Below are 17,299 nucleotides of genomic sequence, written 5' to 3' on the forward strand. Positions count from 1 at the left end.
GCAATACCCAGTACATTTCCGCTTTTTATAAGGATCTTATAGGGGTACTGAAAAACCATATCTACTTTCTGAAAGACAGATCCAATTTCTATACCACAGAAATCCTCTAAAAATAAAACCACCGATATGCGCAGCCTTCTTTGGTAATGGGCATATTACATTTCTATCAATGTGTATATACTCCGTACCAGTCAGCAATTTTATCTGGCAACATTAGCAGTTTTTAAAACTCCTGTTCCGGTTCCAAGCCTTCCCCCTGCAATCAGATATTGGGCCGCTTTTTTCTGCAGACTTGTCCTTTGAGGATATATATTCGGATCATCACGCACGCATCCATAGATCCGTTTCTCTGCCTCCCGGTCTGTATAATCGGTCTGTATGATTTTAAAGAAGCTTTGAAACTTCAGAATATTGCTGTCAGCCGGCAGAATTTTCGTCAGTCCCGCAGATAACAGCCAGGAGTGGCAAAGATATGGATACTCTTCTCCCCAAAACTGGAACGCCTGTTTAAAGGACTTTTCTGATAATCTGATATCCAATTTCTCACCTTGAGGTATATGAATGCTGATCACCGGCGTCCCTCTTTTTATTTTCAGAGCATTCTCTTCTATTGTCCACATAGAAGGCGTCATTTCAAATTCTAATCTTCCCAGCCGAAAAATCCTGCACTCCAAATGCCGAAAAAACCAGTCATACTCATCGATTCCATATTCCCCAAACTCCCTATAGCAATTTTCACACCAAAGCGTAAGGTCATAAAAAGTATCCCAAAATATACGCTCTTTTATGTTTCTCTGACGGTACTGCTCATATGTATCGCACGCCATCCGGCAAAAATAATATAGGAAGTGGAGCCGAAAGCGATCTTTTCTTAATATTTCTTCATAAAATATTCGCCTATCTGACCAAAACAGGCCTGTAATCCGTCTGTACTCTTCTTCACTCACTGTAATCTGCAGGATCTCTTCTATTGCCTCTGGTATCATTTGGATCCCTTTTAGAAACTCCTGTAAGCTCATAGATACTCCTTAAAATCAATTGTCACTTTGTTTACCCTGGCCTCCTCTGCGGCAAGGGCCATGAGGTGGCTTTCCACAGACATGGACGCATCTGTTTTTCCTGGTTTTCCTTCTCCGACCATTCTCACAAAATCACGCATCATACTCATATCGCTTCCACTATGCCCTTTCGTTGGAGTATTCAGACGAATCGCTTCTGACGAATGGCTCACAAAATCAAAGAGTTCTATTGTGCCTGCCTCCATATCCCCCTTTAGTTCCCCTTTCGTTCCCATCAGGCGGATTCTCCTTGCACATTGGTTTGTAAAAGCTGTCATTAAAAATGAGGCTGTTACTTCATTTTCAAACTCTATGTCCACAGACTGGTGATCCACTACTGTATTGTCACAGCGGAAAACGCACCTCCCATAAGGGCCTTCGCGCAGTGCCCTAAGAACAGAATCTGTATCCGGGTTCTCTGTAACCGCATAAACCAATCCATCCTCTTCTGCCCTTGGGTGTTCCAGATAAAATCTAGGGGCATAAAAGGGACAGTCTGCTCTATGTCCGCATCCATCCATACAATATTCGGGCGCTTTTGGCGGGGCATTTTGCTCTTTAAAGTAAGTTAAACTGCCGCAAGAACTGATTGTTTTGCAATGACTGTCAGAAAGCCACAAAAGAATATCCATGTCGTGGCAGCATTTCTGCAGAATCATAGGACTTGATTCTTCTGCATTTCTCCAGTTTCCCCGCACAAAACTGTGGGCATGATGCCAGTAACCCACTTCTTCGATATGCTGTATACTCATCAGCCTTCCGATTCGCCCTTCCTCAAGCAGACCCTTTACTTTTGTAAAAAACGGTGAATAACGCAGCACATGGCATACCGAAAGAATACGGTTATATTTGTGTGAAAACTCCCCCATCTTCAAAATCTCTTCTTTTTCCGGGGACATTGGTTTCTCACATAATACATGATATCCCTTTTCCATTGCTGCGATAACCGGTTCACAGTGCATCCTGTCCTGGGTACAGATCATAGCACAATCCGCCAGCCGCCCTTTATCCAACAGCTCCTCATAGCTTTCAAACTGCATATCTTCGGGAATATTATGCTTGGAGGCAAATGCCTCCCGCCGGTTCCGGTCCGGTTCAGCCACCGCCGCTACTTTCAATTCATCCGGATGTTCTAAAGCATATTGGGAATAGACATGCCCTCCCCGCAGTCCCGCACCTATCAGCACACTCGTTACCTGTTTCATACTTCAAATTCCTCCTTATTTTCCAAACTCCAAAAAAAATACTGCAAGGCATAATATTCCTCATTTAGAATCGGAACAGGAACTCCCACATATTTTAATGCTGCCCCTGAATAGGCGGTATCCGTTTGGACACAGTAATATAATTTGTCCAGATCTAGTCCTGGGCATTTCGCATAATAAACCGGACGGTTGGCACGTGCCTGTATACATACGACAGAAAGCAGCGCCTCTGATTTATCCTTTGCCACAAAGCTCCAAGCCCCATATTCCCCGCCTTTTAAAGGAGAATCTACACGGTAGTAATCCCCCTTGTGGATTAGATGCCAATATTTTTTATAATCTCTGATCTGGGTTTTGACCATTTCTTTCTCTTCTTTTGTAAGTATGGTTAGATCTAACTCATATCCCAGATTCCCAGCCATTGCCACAATCCCTCTTGTATATAAATTAACGCTTCTTCCTGTCTGATGATTGGGAACTGCCGATACATGTGAACTTACAGCCGATATCGGATACCCGTAAGAAGTTCCTTCCTGTATCCACACTCTTTCCACTGCGTCTGTATTATCACTACACCAAATCTGAGGTGTATAATATAACATTCCTGTATCAAACCGTCCCCCGCCGCTGCTGCATCCTTCGATTAGCAAGCCTGGATACCGCTGTACCATACGTTCCAAAAAATCATATACCCCCAACACATAATGGTACATAATGCTTCCGTAATTCTGCCTTTTTGACACTGCTGAATAAACATCTGATATACTCCGGTTCATATCCATCTTTATATATTCGATATCTGCAGAATCAATGATCCGGCTGATATTTTCAAATATATAATCTACAACCTCTTTTCTAGAGAAATCTAATACTAGCTGATTACGCCCTAACACGGGCATTTTTCCCGGTATTTTGAAAACCCAGTCCGGATGCATACGGTAGAGGCTGCTGTCTTCGTTCACCATCTCCGGCTCAATCCAAAGGCCAAATTTCAAACCTGTTTGGTGAATCCGCTCTGATAGTTCTCCCAATGTGCATCCTAACTTTTTATGATTGGCATACCAATCGCCTAGGCCTGCTGTATCGCTGTTTCGTTCACCAAACCAGCCGTCGTCGAGAACAAGCATCTCAATTCCCAGTTCGGCTGCCTGTCCTGCAATCTGTATAATCTTTTCCCCTGTAAAATCAAAGTATGTAGCTTCCCAATTATTAATAAGAACTGGTCTTGGAATGTCCTTGTACTTTCCCCTGCAAATATGTCTGCGAATAAAATTGTGGAAAGTATGCGACAGTCCGGTAAACCCTCTTGTAGTACAAGACATCAGGGCCTCCGGAGCATGGAATCTATCCCCTGCCTCTAATTTGTAGTCCAGCATCTCCGGGGACAGTCCCATTTGAAATCTGACCTGGTCAAACTGATCCATCTCCGCCTCAACTAAAAAATTTCCACTGTATACAAGAGACATTCCATAACACAGGCCTTCGTTCTCCCGAGTCCCCTTTTCCGCCAAAATGACAAAAGGATTCTGCTGATGGCTGGAAGTTCCTCTTCTGCTTTCAATGCACTGCTTACTGTGTAAAACAGGTCTTTTTTCCAGAATCCGCTCCATCATATGCCTGCCGTGGAAGTGAATGAGCTCATACTCTCCTGTTACAAAATCCAGCGTGGATGTCAGGACTTTGTTGAGAAATACCGGCATATCGCCGCTGTTTCTCACCTCCACACTTCTAGTCATTACATCTTCCTCGTAAAAAACACCGTACCTTAGAATCACAATAACTTTTGTGTTACTATCTTCCAGTACAATCTCACAAGTAACCGAATCCTCTCCGCCATACGCCGCAGGAAGTCCTGGAATTTGATATTTTCCCTTTTTTATATGATGCTCTCTGTATCTCAGGTCTGAGCCGTATACTCCTTCCTCCGTCCGCAGGCAAAATGCGGGACTCCGGTAATCTCCATTTCCAAAGCAGGGGTATTCCTGTGGCAGGACGTCACAGGAAAATGTATTGTCCCCTCTTAAGTCATATGGAACCCCACTCATCCCCCTTTCATAATAGGCGATCGTGCCGCTCATATCGCAGTTAATTCTCACGCCGTAGTATAAATGCAGCAGAAAGCCAGTGTCGGTTATCCCTATTTGATAGGTCGTATTTTTGGATTGTAATGTTATAAGTTTCATATTGTCACTACTCTGCCTTTATATCGAAGTAAACATAACCATTACTGGTTACTGTAATCGTTGCCGTTTTTGTTTCTGCATTGTATTCAACCTCAGGATCTGTATAGTTTCCTTCCAAACCTGATACGTTGCTTATAACCGGTTGTTTCTCAAGATTGCTCAATGTGATGGTGGTTGTTCTTCGTTCCTGATCTTTTGTATTAGTAATATAATTTGTATAAACCCATGACAGAGCATCTTTTTTACTCATTTCAGGCAGCGCCGCTGCTTCTGAAGCATTCTGTGCATTTTCCCACAACTCATCTTTATTTGTCCGGTAATTGTTTAATCTGACAGTAATACCATCTGCTTTCTCTTTTAGAATCAGATATGTGTGAGGTTCCAGCACAGCAGAAGCCTCCCATCCTCTATCTGAAACCCCTGGTACAGAAAGGCTCATATTCTCTGCCGTCTGATCCACATCTTCATTATACTTGTAATTATATACATACCAGGCATCCTCTAATTTCTGCGCAAAAATATCTCCATCATATGTGTCCTCATAAAGGCTATTAAAATAGGCCTGCCTCTTCTCTGTAGTCTGGAGCCGTTCATCTCCTCCTTCCACAATCTCGATCTCCATTCCGCCCAGCCTTTCTTCTAGGTCAGCTAGTGAAACTGATGAAGGAATTGCGGGAATATTTCCATATCTTCCCGTGATATAGGTTGGAGACTGCGGCTTCTCCGTATTCAGTCCCACAAAAAAGTCCCCGTTTCCCATAGAAGACAAATTACCATGTATTATAGCCTTTGTAGCGCTCAACATTTCGGATTTAGACGGCGCAGGATTTTCAACTGCATATCTGAAAAACTCCTGTATGACATTGGTATAAAGGGGAGACTGTTCATTTTGTACACCATAGGTATACGCCGGATGCTCGAAGTTATATACGCATCCTCCATTGAGGTAGATCATCATAGCCTCGATTCCTATTAACGCTTCAGGTTCAGACAGCCATTGGCGGTTCCCCTGTGTTTTTCCTATACTGCCGCCCTCAAACAGTTTCCACTTTCCTGTCTCATACCATTTCCATGTATCCATAAGCCCACCCCACTGATAGGCATAGTCGGCAAGCCATAACCCTGTCATATAACTACTTGTAGGCGCATCATTTCCTTCTGCAGCAGGTGTATTTTTATACATAAATATAAAAGAATCACTGTATTTTTCTACTGCCTCTTTAAAAGCTGTCTTGCCCTGCGTGCCCATAGCCTTTTCAATAGACGCCCCATTATTTTGTTCTGACCAGATAAAGTATCCGCCATGCTTTGCAGAAATAGTAAGATACTCTGCGGCCATATTTTCAATACCATTTGCCCACACCCAATAATTCTCTGTACAGAAAATCCCTTGCAGACAGCTATACTGTTCATACATTTTCTCAATCCATGCTGTTGTAAGCCAATGGGCAGATGTATAGTAAGATTGGTTCCCTGCTGTATACACAGTAAGTACTAATGGAATGGGTTCATTCTTCCCGGTATTTGGATTTACATAATTTTGTGCCTCCTCCAGATAATGCTCGTAGAAATCTGCAGCGCTTCCCTCTTGTTTGGGAAGATCATCGGGATGTAGTTCTATCACGGTGTAAGGTTTCAAATCATCCGGCACCTCTTCCCATTTTCCTGTCAGCGTATCATCACCCCAGAAGGCATATTGCCTGTCAGCCTGGGCGTATTTTTCTCCATTGGCATACAACGGAATCATCATCAATGGGACTTCATTGGATATTTCGCGCCTTTTTTCCGCAGGTTCCCAGGCGTCAGGATCTGTAAACGGCCCCTCTGCCACAACCTTTGCATCCGCATATACAATTTCATCTGCCCAGGTCTGTTCTCCGGCATAACATCTTAAATACAGCCTGGATGCATTTTCGGGGACTTCAACATCTACACGGATTGCGGGCGTTGTATACAGGATCCCCTCAGGATAAGCCTCTTGTGACGAATAGAGGACCGTATCATCTGCTAAAATCTCAATTTTTTCTACAATAGCATGTCCTGCCGCCTGATAGTTAGCGCTTTGGTCAATCCCAATATAAGCTTGGAATTTAGACACCCCGGCCCCGCTGATATTATAAGTGATTTCTGAAGGATATGCGGCTACTGTTCCCAGGCCTTTCTCAAACGTGCGGATTTCCCCATCTTGCATTAGTAAACGAATAGGGGTATCCTCTCCGTTATTCCCAGGAGTAAAGGGATGATCCTTCTGTACAGTCTTATTGTTGTCTGCGTCTCCGTGAGTCGCAGAATACCATTTCAAATCTGATAAATAATATTCTGTTCCTGAGCTTTCTTCGGCCTGTACTTCTTTGATTGACAGAGGAATCATACCTAAAATCATGCTCATACTTAATAAAATCCCAAATAAACATTTTAATCTACGAACCATTTTATACCTCCATTGCATAATTACATCAGTTCTTTAAACAGATTTTCAATACAGTATCCTTTTCATCGGGCAAAGGGTATGTGAATACCGGTTCTTCACCAAAGGACACAAACGCCACATCTTGATATAGGGCTGTATTCCAGGCTTCTCCACGGTTCACCTCACTCCCGTCAGCCAGATATGTCACTTCAGCTAATTGTTCAGGCCGGATTCCATACAGCGGCAGCGCTCCCAGGGGCGTCTCATATACATGGGCGTAAATAACGTCCCCTTTCTGTGTATACCTTCCCCATTCTGGTTTCGGCAGCCTGGAAATTCCACATCCGTATATACTCTCTTTATTTTTCTGCATCCACGCGCCCACCTTTTCAAGAATATCAGCACTTTCCATGGGAATGTTTCCTTTCGCATCTGGCCCCACATTGAGAATCATATTTCCACCTTTACTCACACATTCTACAAGTTTTCGTACCAACATCTGAGGACTTTTGTACTGATGGTCAAAATTACAGTATCCCCAATGGTTATTCATTGTAGCGCAAAGTTCCCACGGGATAGGCTCTCCATTTTCACCGCACACGCCTTCAGGCGGGATGATCTGTTCCGGACTTGCAAAATCACCGCTGTATATCAGTGGATGCTCCGTCGCAATACTGCCATGGTTGTCTCCTGCCCCTTCTAAACGGTTATCGATAATCACATCCGGCTGATATGTGCGGACCATTTGAATCAGCTCAGAGGCCCGCCATTTTTCTCCCGTCATATCATCGTAGGAGAAATCAAACCAGAGCAAGTCTAATTTTCCATAGTTGGCCACAAGCTCCCTGACTTGTCCGTGCATATATTTAAGATACCGTTCAAAGTCGATTTCCTCATCTTTATACGCCTCGTTATTCCGCATAGGATGCTGCCTGTCTCCATATTTGGGGAAATCAGGGTGGTGCCAGTCTATGATAGAAAAATAGAGTCCCACCTTAAGCCCCTCTTCCCGGCAGGCGTCTACAAACTCCCTGACCAAATCTCTTCCGGCTTTGGTGTTGGTCACTTTATAGTCCGTCAGTCCAGAATCAAACAGACAGAACCCATCATGATGTTTTGCTGTCAGCACTACATATTTCATGCCCGCATTTTTCGCTAAGCGTACCCATCTCCTCGGATCATAGTCCACCGGATCAAACTGTTCGAAATAGGGCCTATATTCTTCCACTGTCATTTCCTGTTCTGACATCACCCACTCGCCGCACGCCGGGATTGCATACAGTCCCCAGTGGATAAACATGCCGAATCTCGCCTCCATAAACCACTGTGTGCGTTTCTTAATTTCTTGATTCATATCACGTACCTCCTCCTGCTATATCATCCTTTAACCGCACCGCCTGACAACGCCTCTATGAAAAATTTACTGAAAATACAGTATAAGAGTACTGGCGGAAGTATGATTATTACCATAGCCGAAAATAATCCATTATAATTTGTATTAAATGCTGTAGTAAATGTTGATAGCAGCGCAGGAACAGTCAGCTTCTCGCGGGTAATTAAAACAAGAGAGGCCCAGTAGTACTCATTCCAGTTATTTAAAAATGCAAGTACCGCCGCGGTCATAATCCCAGGGCGCGCAATGGGAAAAATGACCTTCATCCATGTCTGCACATACCCGCAGCCGTCAATTCTCGCCGCCTCCTCTAAATCCCGCGGTATATTATCATAATAATTTTTGATGACAAAAAAGCTAATTGCTATCCCGCTGCAGGAATAAATAAGAATCAGCGCGCCCCTGGTATCATAGAGATGCAGATTGTTGATCAGGTTATACACTGGGTAGGTCAAAGCCGTGGCCGGGATAAACATAGTGGAATATAATAGTATGCTTACTAAAGTTTTTCCCTTAAATTCCATCCTTGCGACTACATAGGCCGACATAGATATCATGACTACACTGATAATCACAGATGCGCCTGCTACAAACATACTGTTGCCAAAGTACCTAAGCACATGGAGATCCCGAAATGTAGATATATATCCATCCAGACAAATGGCCTTGGGAAGCTGGAACCCCGGTCTTGCCAGAGGGTCTTCCTTTAAGCTGGACAATACAAGCCAAATCAGCGGAACTAACGCTACAATTAATGCCCACAAAAGGCAAATGTAACTAAAGATCCGTGTCCCTGCGGGCATATTTTTTACACTTGCTATGTGTCTTTTTTTCTTCATACTCATCACCTGTTTCTTTCTTTTCACTGCCACTATTTACGTTTCTTTTTAAAGGATGCGCTATATACAAGGTTGATGGCCAAGATGATTACCATTCCCGCCAAAATCTGTATCATTGCCACTGAGTTTGCCCTGCCAAACTGTGTTCTCGGACTCGTAATCGCCAGCTCACGAATCACATAGCTGATGCTGTATGTTCCGGCCGCCCCTTTTGTCAGAAAATATACCTCGTTATAGAGCAGGAAACCAGAAGTTGCCGCCAGTATTGATACTGTCCTAAGCGTCCCTTTAATCATTGGAATCGTAATATGTAAGTCCTGCATAAGCCCGCTTGCGCCGTCCAGCATCGCCGCCTCACGTACTTCTTCAGGAACCGCCATAATATTGCCTAATATCATCAGTGTTGTGGTTCCTGTGAAGAAAATATAAGCGCAAGTCATTGCAATAAATGCAGGTCCCTTTAATAAAAGCACACTATCTGTAAAATCCGGCTTAAACAACTGAATAATAGGATTGATAATTCCGTAGGACGGGTTATACAATTGCAGGAAGATCACCCCCATAGCTGCTGTTGAAATCATATTCGGGATGATATAAATGTTGCGGACCAGCTTGATCCCTTTCATTTTTCTAGATAGGGCCAAAGCGATCAAAGTTGCCACAGGAATCTGCACAACGGCTCCCAGAATAGCCCAAATTGTAGAATTTCTCAACGCCTCCCAGAAAAAAGGATACTGATTAAATATGTAGTCATAATTATCCCACATGTGTTCAAAGCCAAAAAACTCCGGATTTGCAATATTCGTATAATCCCATCTACAGAAAGATGTAAAAAATACTGTGATAATCGGGTATAGGTAAAACACACAAAACGCAATCAGTGTGGGGGCAAGAAACACAATGATAAAACCAGTCCTACGCATCCCTAGTTTATTCTTCTTTTTCTTTGTACGCGGATCTGTCAATATAAAACACCTCCATAATAGCCAAAAAACGGGAAGGGACTTCTCCCTTCCCCGAATCTTATCTTTATCTTATCCAATCAATGCCAGCAGTTCTTTTTGGAGCTGCGCAAATCTAGCATCGATATCTGTACCGGATACTGCTGATTCCATCAGGGCATTGACAATCGCTTTATCAACATCAGAACCCCAGGTATAGCTTAAGTCTATCACCGTTGTGTCTGCCTCATTCACTTGTGAGCATGCTTCCGCCAGCTTGGTAACTGTCGCACTGCCGCTCTTTTGAGCCAGTCCATTCAGATCCAACGTAGCGTTGCATGGCTTTGCCTGTACTTCTGTGAATATTCTTTCCTGTACTTCTGCGCTTGTCATATACTTTACAAATTCCAGGGCAAGTTCCGTCTTTTCCTCACTCATTCCGTTAGCCACCGCGATACCGTCTCCAGCGGATGCAATGGCAATATTCCCCGGAAACAACGCCGGCTCGATTACTTCTGCGTTTGTCTCGTCAATAGCGCCTGCATTCCACACACCGTTAAACAAAACGCCCACTGTTCCATTTGTATTAAAATCTGCCATCAAATTACCGTTATCGTCTGTTGTATGGTCGGACCCATTCGCCTGATCTAATTTTGCCGCCGTCTTAAATGCCTCTGCGAACTCGTCAGAATTAATTGCCTCCTCAGTCAATTCTGACTCTATCATTTCTTTTCCTTTCTCGGTAGAACCCATAATGGCATTCACAATGTAGCGTGATCCCTGACCTGCGATATATCCGTAAGTACCGTTGCCCAATGTATTTATCTTATCCATGGCATCTCCAAAAGATGTCCAGTCAGCAAATACTTTATCCACAGATGCTCCTGCCTTCTCCAATATGGAAGAATTATACCACAGTCCCCGGCTCTCGATTTGATCATGTACAGAGTAAATGTGTCCATCCTGGTCATTCTGTGTATAATTCAGTCCAACTGCATCTGCAAGATGATTCTCATCAATATAAGGCTTTAGATCATAAACAAGATCCTGTGCTACCGCAGATGTCAGTGAACCCCTGGCTCCTCCGAAGTCAACCATATCCGGGAATGACCCGCCGGATACCTGGGCGCTGACAATCTCGTCCCGGTTCTCCACCGCAATTGCTTTGAACGTCACATCGCCATCTGCATGTTCTTCGGCAAACTGGCCGTAGATATCTCTCATAACTTGGGCAGCCGCCCATTCACTCTCATCCTGATAATACCCATGATAAAATTCCAGAACATTGTCTTCATCCTTGGCATTAGAGCCGTCCTTTTTTTCTGAATCTGAACCGCCCCCACATCCAGCCAGTACAGTCACGCACATTGCCGCAACTAATAATATACTTACTACTTTCCTTTTCATATTTTCCTCCTTTTTGTGCGTTTTTACTTTTTATAGAATTATTTTACATTTATTTTTGTATATTTTGAATGAATTGAATTGACTCAAATCAGTATAATATTGACTATTTTATTTAGTATTTGGAAAATATTTACTTACTCACAATATTTTCCATATTTTTGCAGTTAAAAACCCCGATGCAGGCATACGGAGCATAAAACTAGCAGCGACACAGGCGTCCGGGTATGAGATACCCGCGGTAGTCTCCAAATAGACATGTAAACATGTCCCCCCTGTCTCGTTGCGCACGGAAAAAAAGAAGTATCAGAGGATTATCTGTACTTATCCTCCAATACTTCTGCGATACATCTTCATTATCTACAATATAAAACTAATCATTTTCCATTGACTCAGCAATAATCTGCTCCACAAGCTCAGACTCTGACTCCTTTCCTGTCAGGACATCCAGTATATTTTCTGTAAATATAGTTTTCTGCGATGCTGCCCATAGATTATCTGGAACATCAATCTTTCTGTCTGCATCCATGACCAGGGACGCTGCCTGATACATTCTAGGCTTCTCTTCTGCATAGTCTTCAAGCTCTATCTGCGGATTAGCAGGGATCTGTTCAGTCTCTTTTACAATCCGGGCCTGGACTGGACTACTTAGCATATATTTGAGAAAACGGACAGAAGCATTTTCTCTGTTCTCATCTCCACTGTTCCCCAACACATACCCTAAGCAGGCGGACTCACAGGACATGGAGGTTCCAGACTCACTAGGCAGCAATCCATATTTCGCATGAATATTCTTTGAGATCATAGGCGCTCCCCACACGCCGTTGACATAGATAGCCACTTTCCCTTCGTTAAATAAACTTGTCTCATCCAAATACGTGTACCCTGCGCTTTCGGAAGTAGAAAACCGATATATTTTATTTAACCTAACCACCGCATTTTCCAATTTCTCTTTTTCTGCTGTAATTTTATGTCCACTAATACCGCTTGGCGTACTGTCCCCAAAATCAGCCAGCATATGATCCAAAAAATAAAGATATCCCTCCCCAGACGGCTGCAAAGGCAATATCTCCAGGCCCTGTTTCTCTGTCCAGGTCCTCAGCGTCTCGCACATTGCCCAAAATTCTTCCCATGTTTCAGGTATTTTTTGAATGTTAGCCTGTTGGAAGATTTCTTCATTATACCAATATCCGCCGCTAAGGGACAATACGTCAGCTACTGTAAACAGCTGGTTTTCTTCTGTTGTCCAGTATTCTAAATTTACATCAGAAATACAATTTGCAAATTCTGTATCCTTCTCTAAATATGGCTTCAAATCCAAAGCCATATTATTATCCACCATAAAATTATATGTCTGGTTCCGCCCCATTCCGCTGAAAGTAATAATATCCGGGGTGTCTCCCACCATGATCATATCCTCGATCTTCCGCAGCATCTCATTCCTTGTAGGCATAGAAATAAGCTGGAGGCTGATATCCGGATTTTGTTTTTCAAACCCCTCATAAATATCGCGCATAGCAACATGGTCCGCCTCTGTCCCTCCCCATGCGTGAATCACTGTAATCGTTACGGGTTCCTCCTTTACGCTTTCACAGCCTGAAAGTATACTGGCCAAAAACAGGATAAAAGCGAAAGCTATTTTACTGTATTTCCCCATGGCTGCCACCTCTCCTGAATTCTTTAGGAGAAACCCCTATTTTCTTCTTAAACATTTTAGAAAAATATCCCGAATCTTCTATCCCCACCGCTTCTGATATTTCATAAGTTTTCATATCCGTATCCAGCAAATATTCCTTTGCAGCCTCGATCCTCCGGTCCAGTATTGCTTCAAAAAGGTTCTTTCCGGTTTTATTCTTATAAAGCCTGCTCAGGTAACTTCCATTTGCATGGAGGGCTTCGGCAATTTCCTCCAGTGAAAGCTTGGACCGGAAATTCTGATCAATATACTGTTCCATCTGCAGATAGAGAGTTTTGGACTCTTTCTTTTCCCTCTGCTCTGCCGCCTTATGGCAATTTCCCAGTTCTTTAGCAGCCTTTTCCACCGCTGTTGGCAGTTCTTCCATAATTGAGACCTTTAACACATAATCACAAACATCGTACTTAACTGCGGCCCTGGCATACTCAAACTCAGAATGAGCTGTCAAAAGAATCACTTGTGTCCCAGGATAGGTTTCATAAACAAATCTACACACTTCCAGACCATCTAACACCGGCATCTGGATATCCGTAATTACTATGTCTGGAGGTTCCTCTCTGATTCTATCTATAAGCGCTTGTCCATCGCTGACTACTGCTTCTAATACACAGTCCATCTTCCTCCAGTCTATCAGTTTTTGAAGCGCTTCCCGGATGTACCCTTCATCGTCCGCTGCTATGACTTTCCACATCATATCCACTCCTCTCTGACGGAATTACAATCTCCACTTTTGTCCCTGTACCGATTCCTCCGCTGATCCTAAACTTATGGCGGTCCCCATACAAGATCATAAGCATACGTTTTATATTCTCCAAACCAGTGTGAGTATGGTCAACTTTCCCATCTACAGGTTCTTTTTCCCCACCACTCTCCGCCATTTTTTCCGCTTCAAATCCTACCCCGTCATCCTCCACACAAATGTGAAGCATCCTGGCGTCTCCAGATTGCCCTGACTCTTCATACAGAGTCACTTTGACCATACCACTCTCACGTTTTGGTTCCAATCCATGAGAGACCGCATTTTCAACAAGGGGCTCAATCAGCAGGCGGGGAATCAGGTTTTGGTTAATATGGTTGTCCTGCACATCAATTTCGTAACAAATCTTATCCTGATATCTGCTTTTCTGTAAATATAAGTAAAATCTCACGATTTCCAATTCTTCAGATACTTTGATTTTAATCTCCTTTTCCCGGAATATTTTGCCCTGTGTCAACTTTGAAAATGCTTTCAATCCTTCATACACTTCCTCATTGCCCGCCATTTTAGCCTTTAGGCTTAACATAGCCAGAATATTAAATTGAAAGTGGGGATTCATCTGGGCCTGTAAATATTTTACCTCAGACTGGACAGCTAAAAGTTGTTTTTCATATACCTGCATAATCAGATATTTAATCCTTTCAGCCATCTCGTTGAATACAATTCCAATGTCATGAAACTCCTGAATGGCTGATTCCTCCATGCGGACATCAAAATCCTGCTTTCCAAAAGCCTGTATTTTACCAATCATTTTAGTCACTGGCCTTGTAAAACGGTAACTCGATCCGAACGCCGCAAGCACAGTAATGATCAATACAATAATTAACCCTGCAGCAAATATCAGAGCCGTAGATTTAAGGACGGCGAAAATATTTTCCTGGCCCACACAGATCACTGTCCGCATATCGAATCCACATATTTTAGCGCAGCCTATGACATTATGTTCTTCCAGGGATCGTTTCCCACTCCAAACACTCTCAAATTTGGTGAGCTGTTCTATATCACTCCACCGTCCCTGAAAAGCAATGATCCGCTCATCTCCAAATAGCACCATCCATGTGGAGTCACTATAATCAGACACCCCTCCTAATAGAGTGTTGACGGCCTCCCTGCTGATCTTAGCAATACATATTCCCTTCTCTTTCATGTCATCATCATAGATCCGAAACAATAAATTAATACTTTTCTCGTCTGAAACACAGGCATATCTGTCCTGGCTTTGCCGAAACTCTCTCTGTATGTTGAGGTACATAGCCTCCTCTTTCTCTTCAGCAGCCAAAGTAGAGGCATAATAATGCTCATAAATGCAGTCTCCAGCATTATTAAACAAATACACACTCGTCACAAAAGGTATCTTCCGATCAATCATGTTACGGTCAGAAAATAATTCCATGCTATATAACAACTGTGGTTCAATTACAGTCGGGTCATAATCAGTCCCAGAAATGCCCGCCTCAAAAAAAGCATCCAGCATCATATTATGGCGGATTGACACAGCCCCATCTTCAATAAACTGCATATGTGATTGATATTGCTGACTGATATTATTTAAGACATATTGAATATCTTCCTGAGTATTATCGATAAAAAAGGAAAAAAAGACATACAAAACTGCCGCACACGCTGAAAACAGCGTGCAGGCGGAAACAAGCAGCATCAGTATTGTGATTTCCTTTTTCAGAGTTCTTTTTTTGACAATCCTAGCTATTTCTACCTCACTCCTCCAAACGATGACTTCATTTCTGAATCGCGCTTTTTTAGAAAATTATACATGTAAAACTGGGACAGAGCAAGTTATTACTGTGCATTTTCCCTCTCTCTCCTATAACAGAGATTTCTTTGATTCGGCCCTGGCGGCAGCCGCCAGATGGATATGAAAGCATACCCCCTTGGCTCGTTGCCCGCGGTAATAAAGGAGTGAGTTTACAGTGAAAGGCGTTCAGTCTAAGTAAAATCAAATCGGACGGCTTTTTGGTGTCTGAAATATAAAAAAGGCTGAAATCTCTACAAAATAAGAGACTTCAGCACTTAACAGTTGATAAGCTGGAAATCGGACTTGAACCGACGGCCCCTTCATTACGAGTGAAGTGCTCTACCAACTGAGCTATTCCAGCCTGCGGCCCGTCAGACGAGCCTTGCTTATTATATCTTGTTTTAGCTAAAATTTCAACCGTTTTTTTGATTTTCCTCTATTAATAACCACTGTCCCGCTTCGATACCCCAGGTATCTCCGGGATGCCGCTGGCCCTGGATATACCTGAAAGCTGGGGACTCACACTGGCACTGATTGTCTTTCGGCTGGCCTCTGCCTCCTGGGGTGTGCTAAAAAGCTTCTCCTCCGGCAGCTTTATGGCCCCACACACACCGAATAACTGGACAATATATACCTTTCCCTGCTTATTCACGATCTTTGCCTTAACGGCTTTATCATTATCACCTAATATATAGCATGCATCGCCTCTTCTAAATGACATCGTACCACCTGCCCTTCTTAAATGGAATAATCTTTCTGTACTGCATCTCTGTGCATATGCACTGTAAGCTGATTATACGGTATCTCAATATTCTCTCTGTCAAAGGTAAGCTTAATTTCTTCCAAAAGCCTCCACCTGACTGTCCAGTATTCTTCTGTCTTCACCCAGGCCCGCAGTCCCAACAATACCGCACTGTCCTCTAATGAGTCCACAAAAACCTTTATGTCCTCATCCTGGATAATCCCTGGTTCATTCTGAAGCAGTCCCTCTATTAACCCCTTTGCCTTTCTTAAGTCTGCATGGTATGCGATTCCCACTTTCAGGTCAAGCTGCCGTTCTGGGCGGGCCGTCACATTTGTCAGGCTGCTGTTAGCCAAAGTCCCGTTAGGGATGACAATGGTCTTATTATCCACCGTGGACAGCTTAGTATAGAAAATCTGTATTTCTTTCACCGTTCCTTCGTTGTTATTGCTGCCCTCTATAATATAATCCCCCACAACAAAGGGTTTCAGAAGCAGGATCAGCACCCCGCCCGCAAAGTTGGAGAGGCTGCCCTGCAGCGCCAGGCCAATGGCCACACCTGCAGAAGCTATCAGCGCTGCAACAGAGGAGGACTCTACCCCCAGCTTTGTGGCAATGGTAAAAAGCAGCAGAGCATACAGGCTGAACTTTAACACAGAGTCAATAAACTGGATGACCCCTTTATCTGCGCTGGTCCTCTGAAGTGAATGCCTGACAAGCCTCTGTATCCACCGTATCACCACACGGCCAATAAAGAAAAATACAAGCGCCATCAGCACCCTGATCCCAAATGCTATCAGAGCCGGCAGATGCTCCTGGAAGTACGCTGTCACACGGTCCACCTCCTGTGTCACCTCAGCAGTGACCTCTTCTACAGAAATCTCATCCGCCATCCTAAGGTCGGTTCCCAAGATCATA

Annotated in this window: 13 protein-coding genes and 1 tRNA gene; all 14 read right to left on the bottom strand. The window is 43.5% G+C overall.

Going from position 1 to position 17,299, the window contains the following annotated elements:
- Positions 1-200: 200 nt before the first annotated feature.
- Positions 201-1,019, bottom strand: a complete 819-nt coding sequence (locus EFA47_RS11165) for an acyltransferase domain-containing protein (protein ID WP_122643347.1) — start codon at positions 1,017-1,019, stop codon at positions 201-203.
- On the bottom strand, positions 1,016-2,263 hold the full coding sequence (locus tag EFA47_RS11170; RefSeq protein ID WP_122643348.1) for a Gfo/Idh/MocA family protein: 1,248 nt from the start codon (positions 2,261-2,263) through the stop codon (positions 1,016-1,018). The genes EFA47_RS11165 and EFA47_RS11170 overlap by 4 nt, the downstream gene beginning before the upstream one ends.
- Positions 2,260-4,446 carry an alpha-galactosidase gene (locus EFA47_RS11175; RefSeq protein WP_122643349.1) on the bottom strand — a complete coding sequence of 729 codons (2,187 nt, stop codon included), beginning with the start codon at positions 4,444-4,446 and terminating at the stop codon, positions 2,260-2,262. The genes EFA47_RS11170 and EFA47_RS11175 overlap by 4 nt, the downstream gene beginning before the upstream one ends.
- A gap of 7 nt (positions 4,447-4,453) precedes the next feature.
- Positions 4,454-6,877 (bottom strand): glycoside hydrolase family 98 domain-containing protein, encoded by a 2,424-nt coding sequence (locus tag EFA47_RS11180; protein ID WP_206215526.1) that lies wholly within the window; start codon positions 6,875-6,877, stop codon positions 4,454-4,456.
- A gap of 25 nt (positions 6,878-6,902) precedes the next feature.
- Complete coding sequence (locus tag EFA47_RS11185) at positions 6,903-8,210, bottom strand: alpha-L-fucosidase (RefSeq protein WP_122643351.1); 1,308 nt, start codon at positions 8,208-8,210, stop codon at positions 6,903-6,905.
- Between the two features lie 23 nt (positions 8,211-8,233).
- Positions 8,234-9,088: a carbohydrate ABC transporter permease gene (locus tag EFA47_RS11190; RefSeq protein ID WP_122644511.1), complete on the bottom strand. Its 855-nt coding sequence runs from the start codon at positions 9,086-9,088 to the stop codon at positions 8,234-8,236.
- Positions 9,089-9,120: 32 nt separating this feature from the next.
- Positions 9,121-10,011: a carbohydrate ABC transporter permease gene (locus EFA47_RS11195; RefSeq protein ID WP_122644512.1), complete on the bottom strand. Its 891-nt coding sequence runs from the start codon at positions 10,009-10,011 to the stop codon at positions 9,121-9,123.
- A gap of 111 nt (positions 10,012-10,122) precedes the next feature.
- The gene (locus tag EFA47_RS11200) at positions 10,123-11,436 is read right to left on the bottom strand and encodes an ABC transporter substrate-binding protein (protein ID WP_122643352.1); all 1,314 of its coding nucleotides are present in this window, start codon (positions 11,434-11,436) and stop codon (positions 10,123-10,125) included.
- Between the two features lie 370 nt (positions 11,437-11,806).
- The gene (locus EFA47_RS11205) at positions 11,807-13,090 is read right to left on the bottom strand and encodes an ABC transporter substrate-binding protein (protein ID WP_122643353.1); all 1,284 of its coding nucleotides are present in this window, start codon (positions 13,088-13,090) and stop codon (positions 11,807-11,809) included.
- A complete protein-coding gene (locus EFA47_RS11210; RefSeq protein WP_235853252.1) occupies positions 13,074-13,823 on the bottom strand; it encodes a response regulator transcription factor in 750 nt (249 codons plus the stop codon). The genes EFA47_RS11205 and EFA47_RS11210 overlap by 17 nt, the downstream gene beginning before the upstream one ends.
- Positions 13,792-15,405, bottom strand: coding sequence for a sensor histidine kinase (locus EFA47_RS11215; RefSeq protein ID WP_235853253.1), 1,614 nt, complete (start codon positions 15,403-15,405; stop codon positions 13,792-13,794). Before EFA47_RS11215 ends, EFA47_RS11210 begins: the two co-directional genes overlap by 32 nt.
- Positions 15,406-15,927: 522 nt before the next feature.
- A tRNA-Thr gene (locus EFA47_RS11220) sits at positions 15,928-16,000 on the bottom strand.
- A gap of 78 nt (positions 16,001-16,078) precedes the next feature.
- Complete coding sequence (locus EFA47_RS11225) at positions 16,079-16,360, bottom strand: hypothetical protein (RefSeq protein WP_122643356.1); 282 nt, start codon at positions 16,358-16,360, stop codon at positions 16,079-16,081.
- A gap of 17 nt (positions 16,361-16,377) precedes the next feature.
- Positions 16,378-17,298 (bottom strand): mechanosensitive ion channel family protein, encoded by a 921-nt coding sequence (locus EFA47_RS11230; protein WP_235853254.1) that lies wholly within the window; start codon positions 17,296-17,298, stop codon positions 16,378-16,380.
- Between the last annotated feature and the right edge of the window lies 1 nt (position 17,299).

It is taken from the genome of Luxibacter massiliensis (assembly GCF_900604355.1).
GTDB lineage: Bacteria > Bacillota > Clostridia > Lachnospirales > Lachnospiraceae > Luxibacter > Luxibacter massiliensis.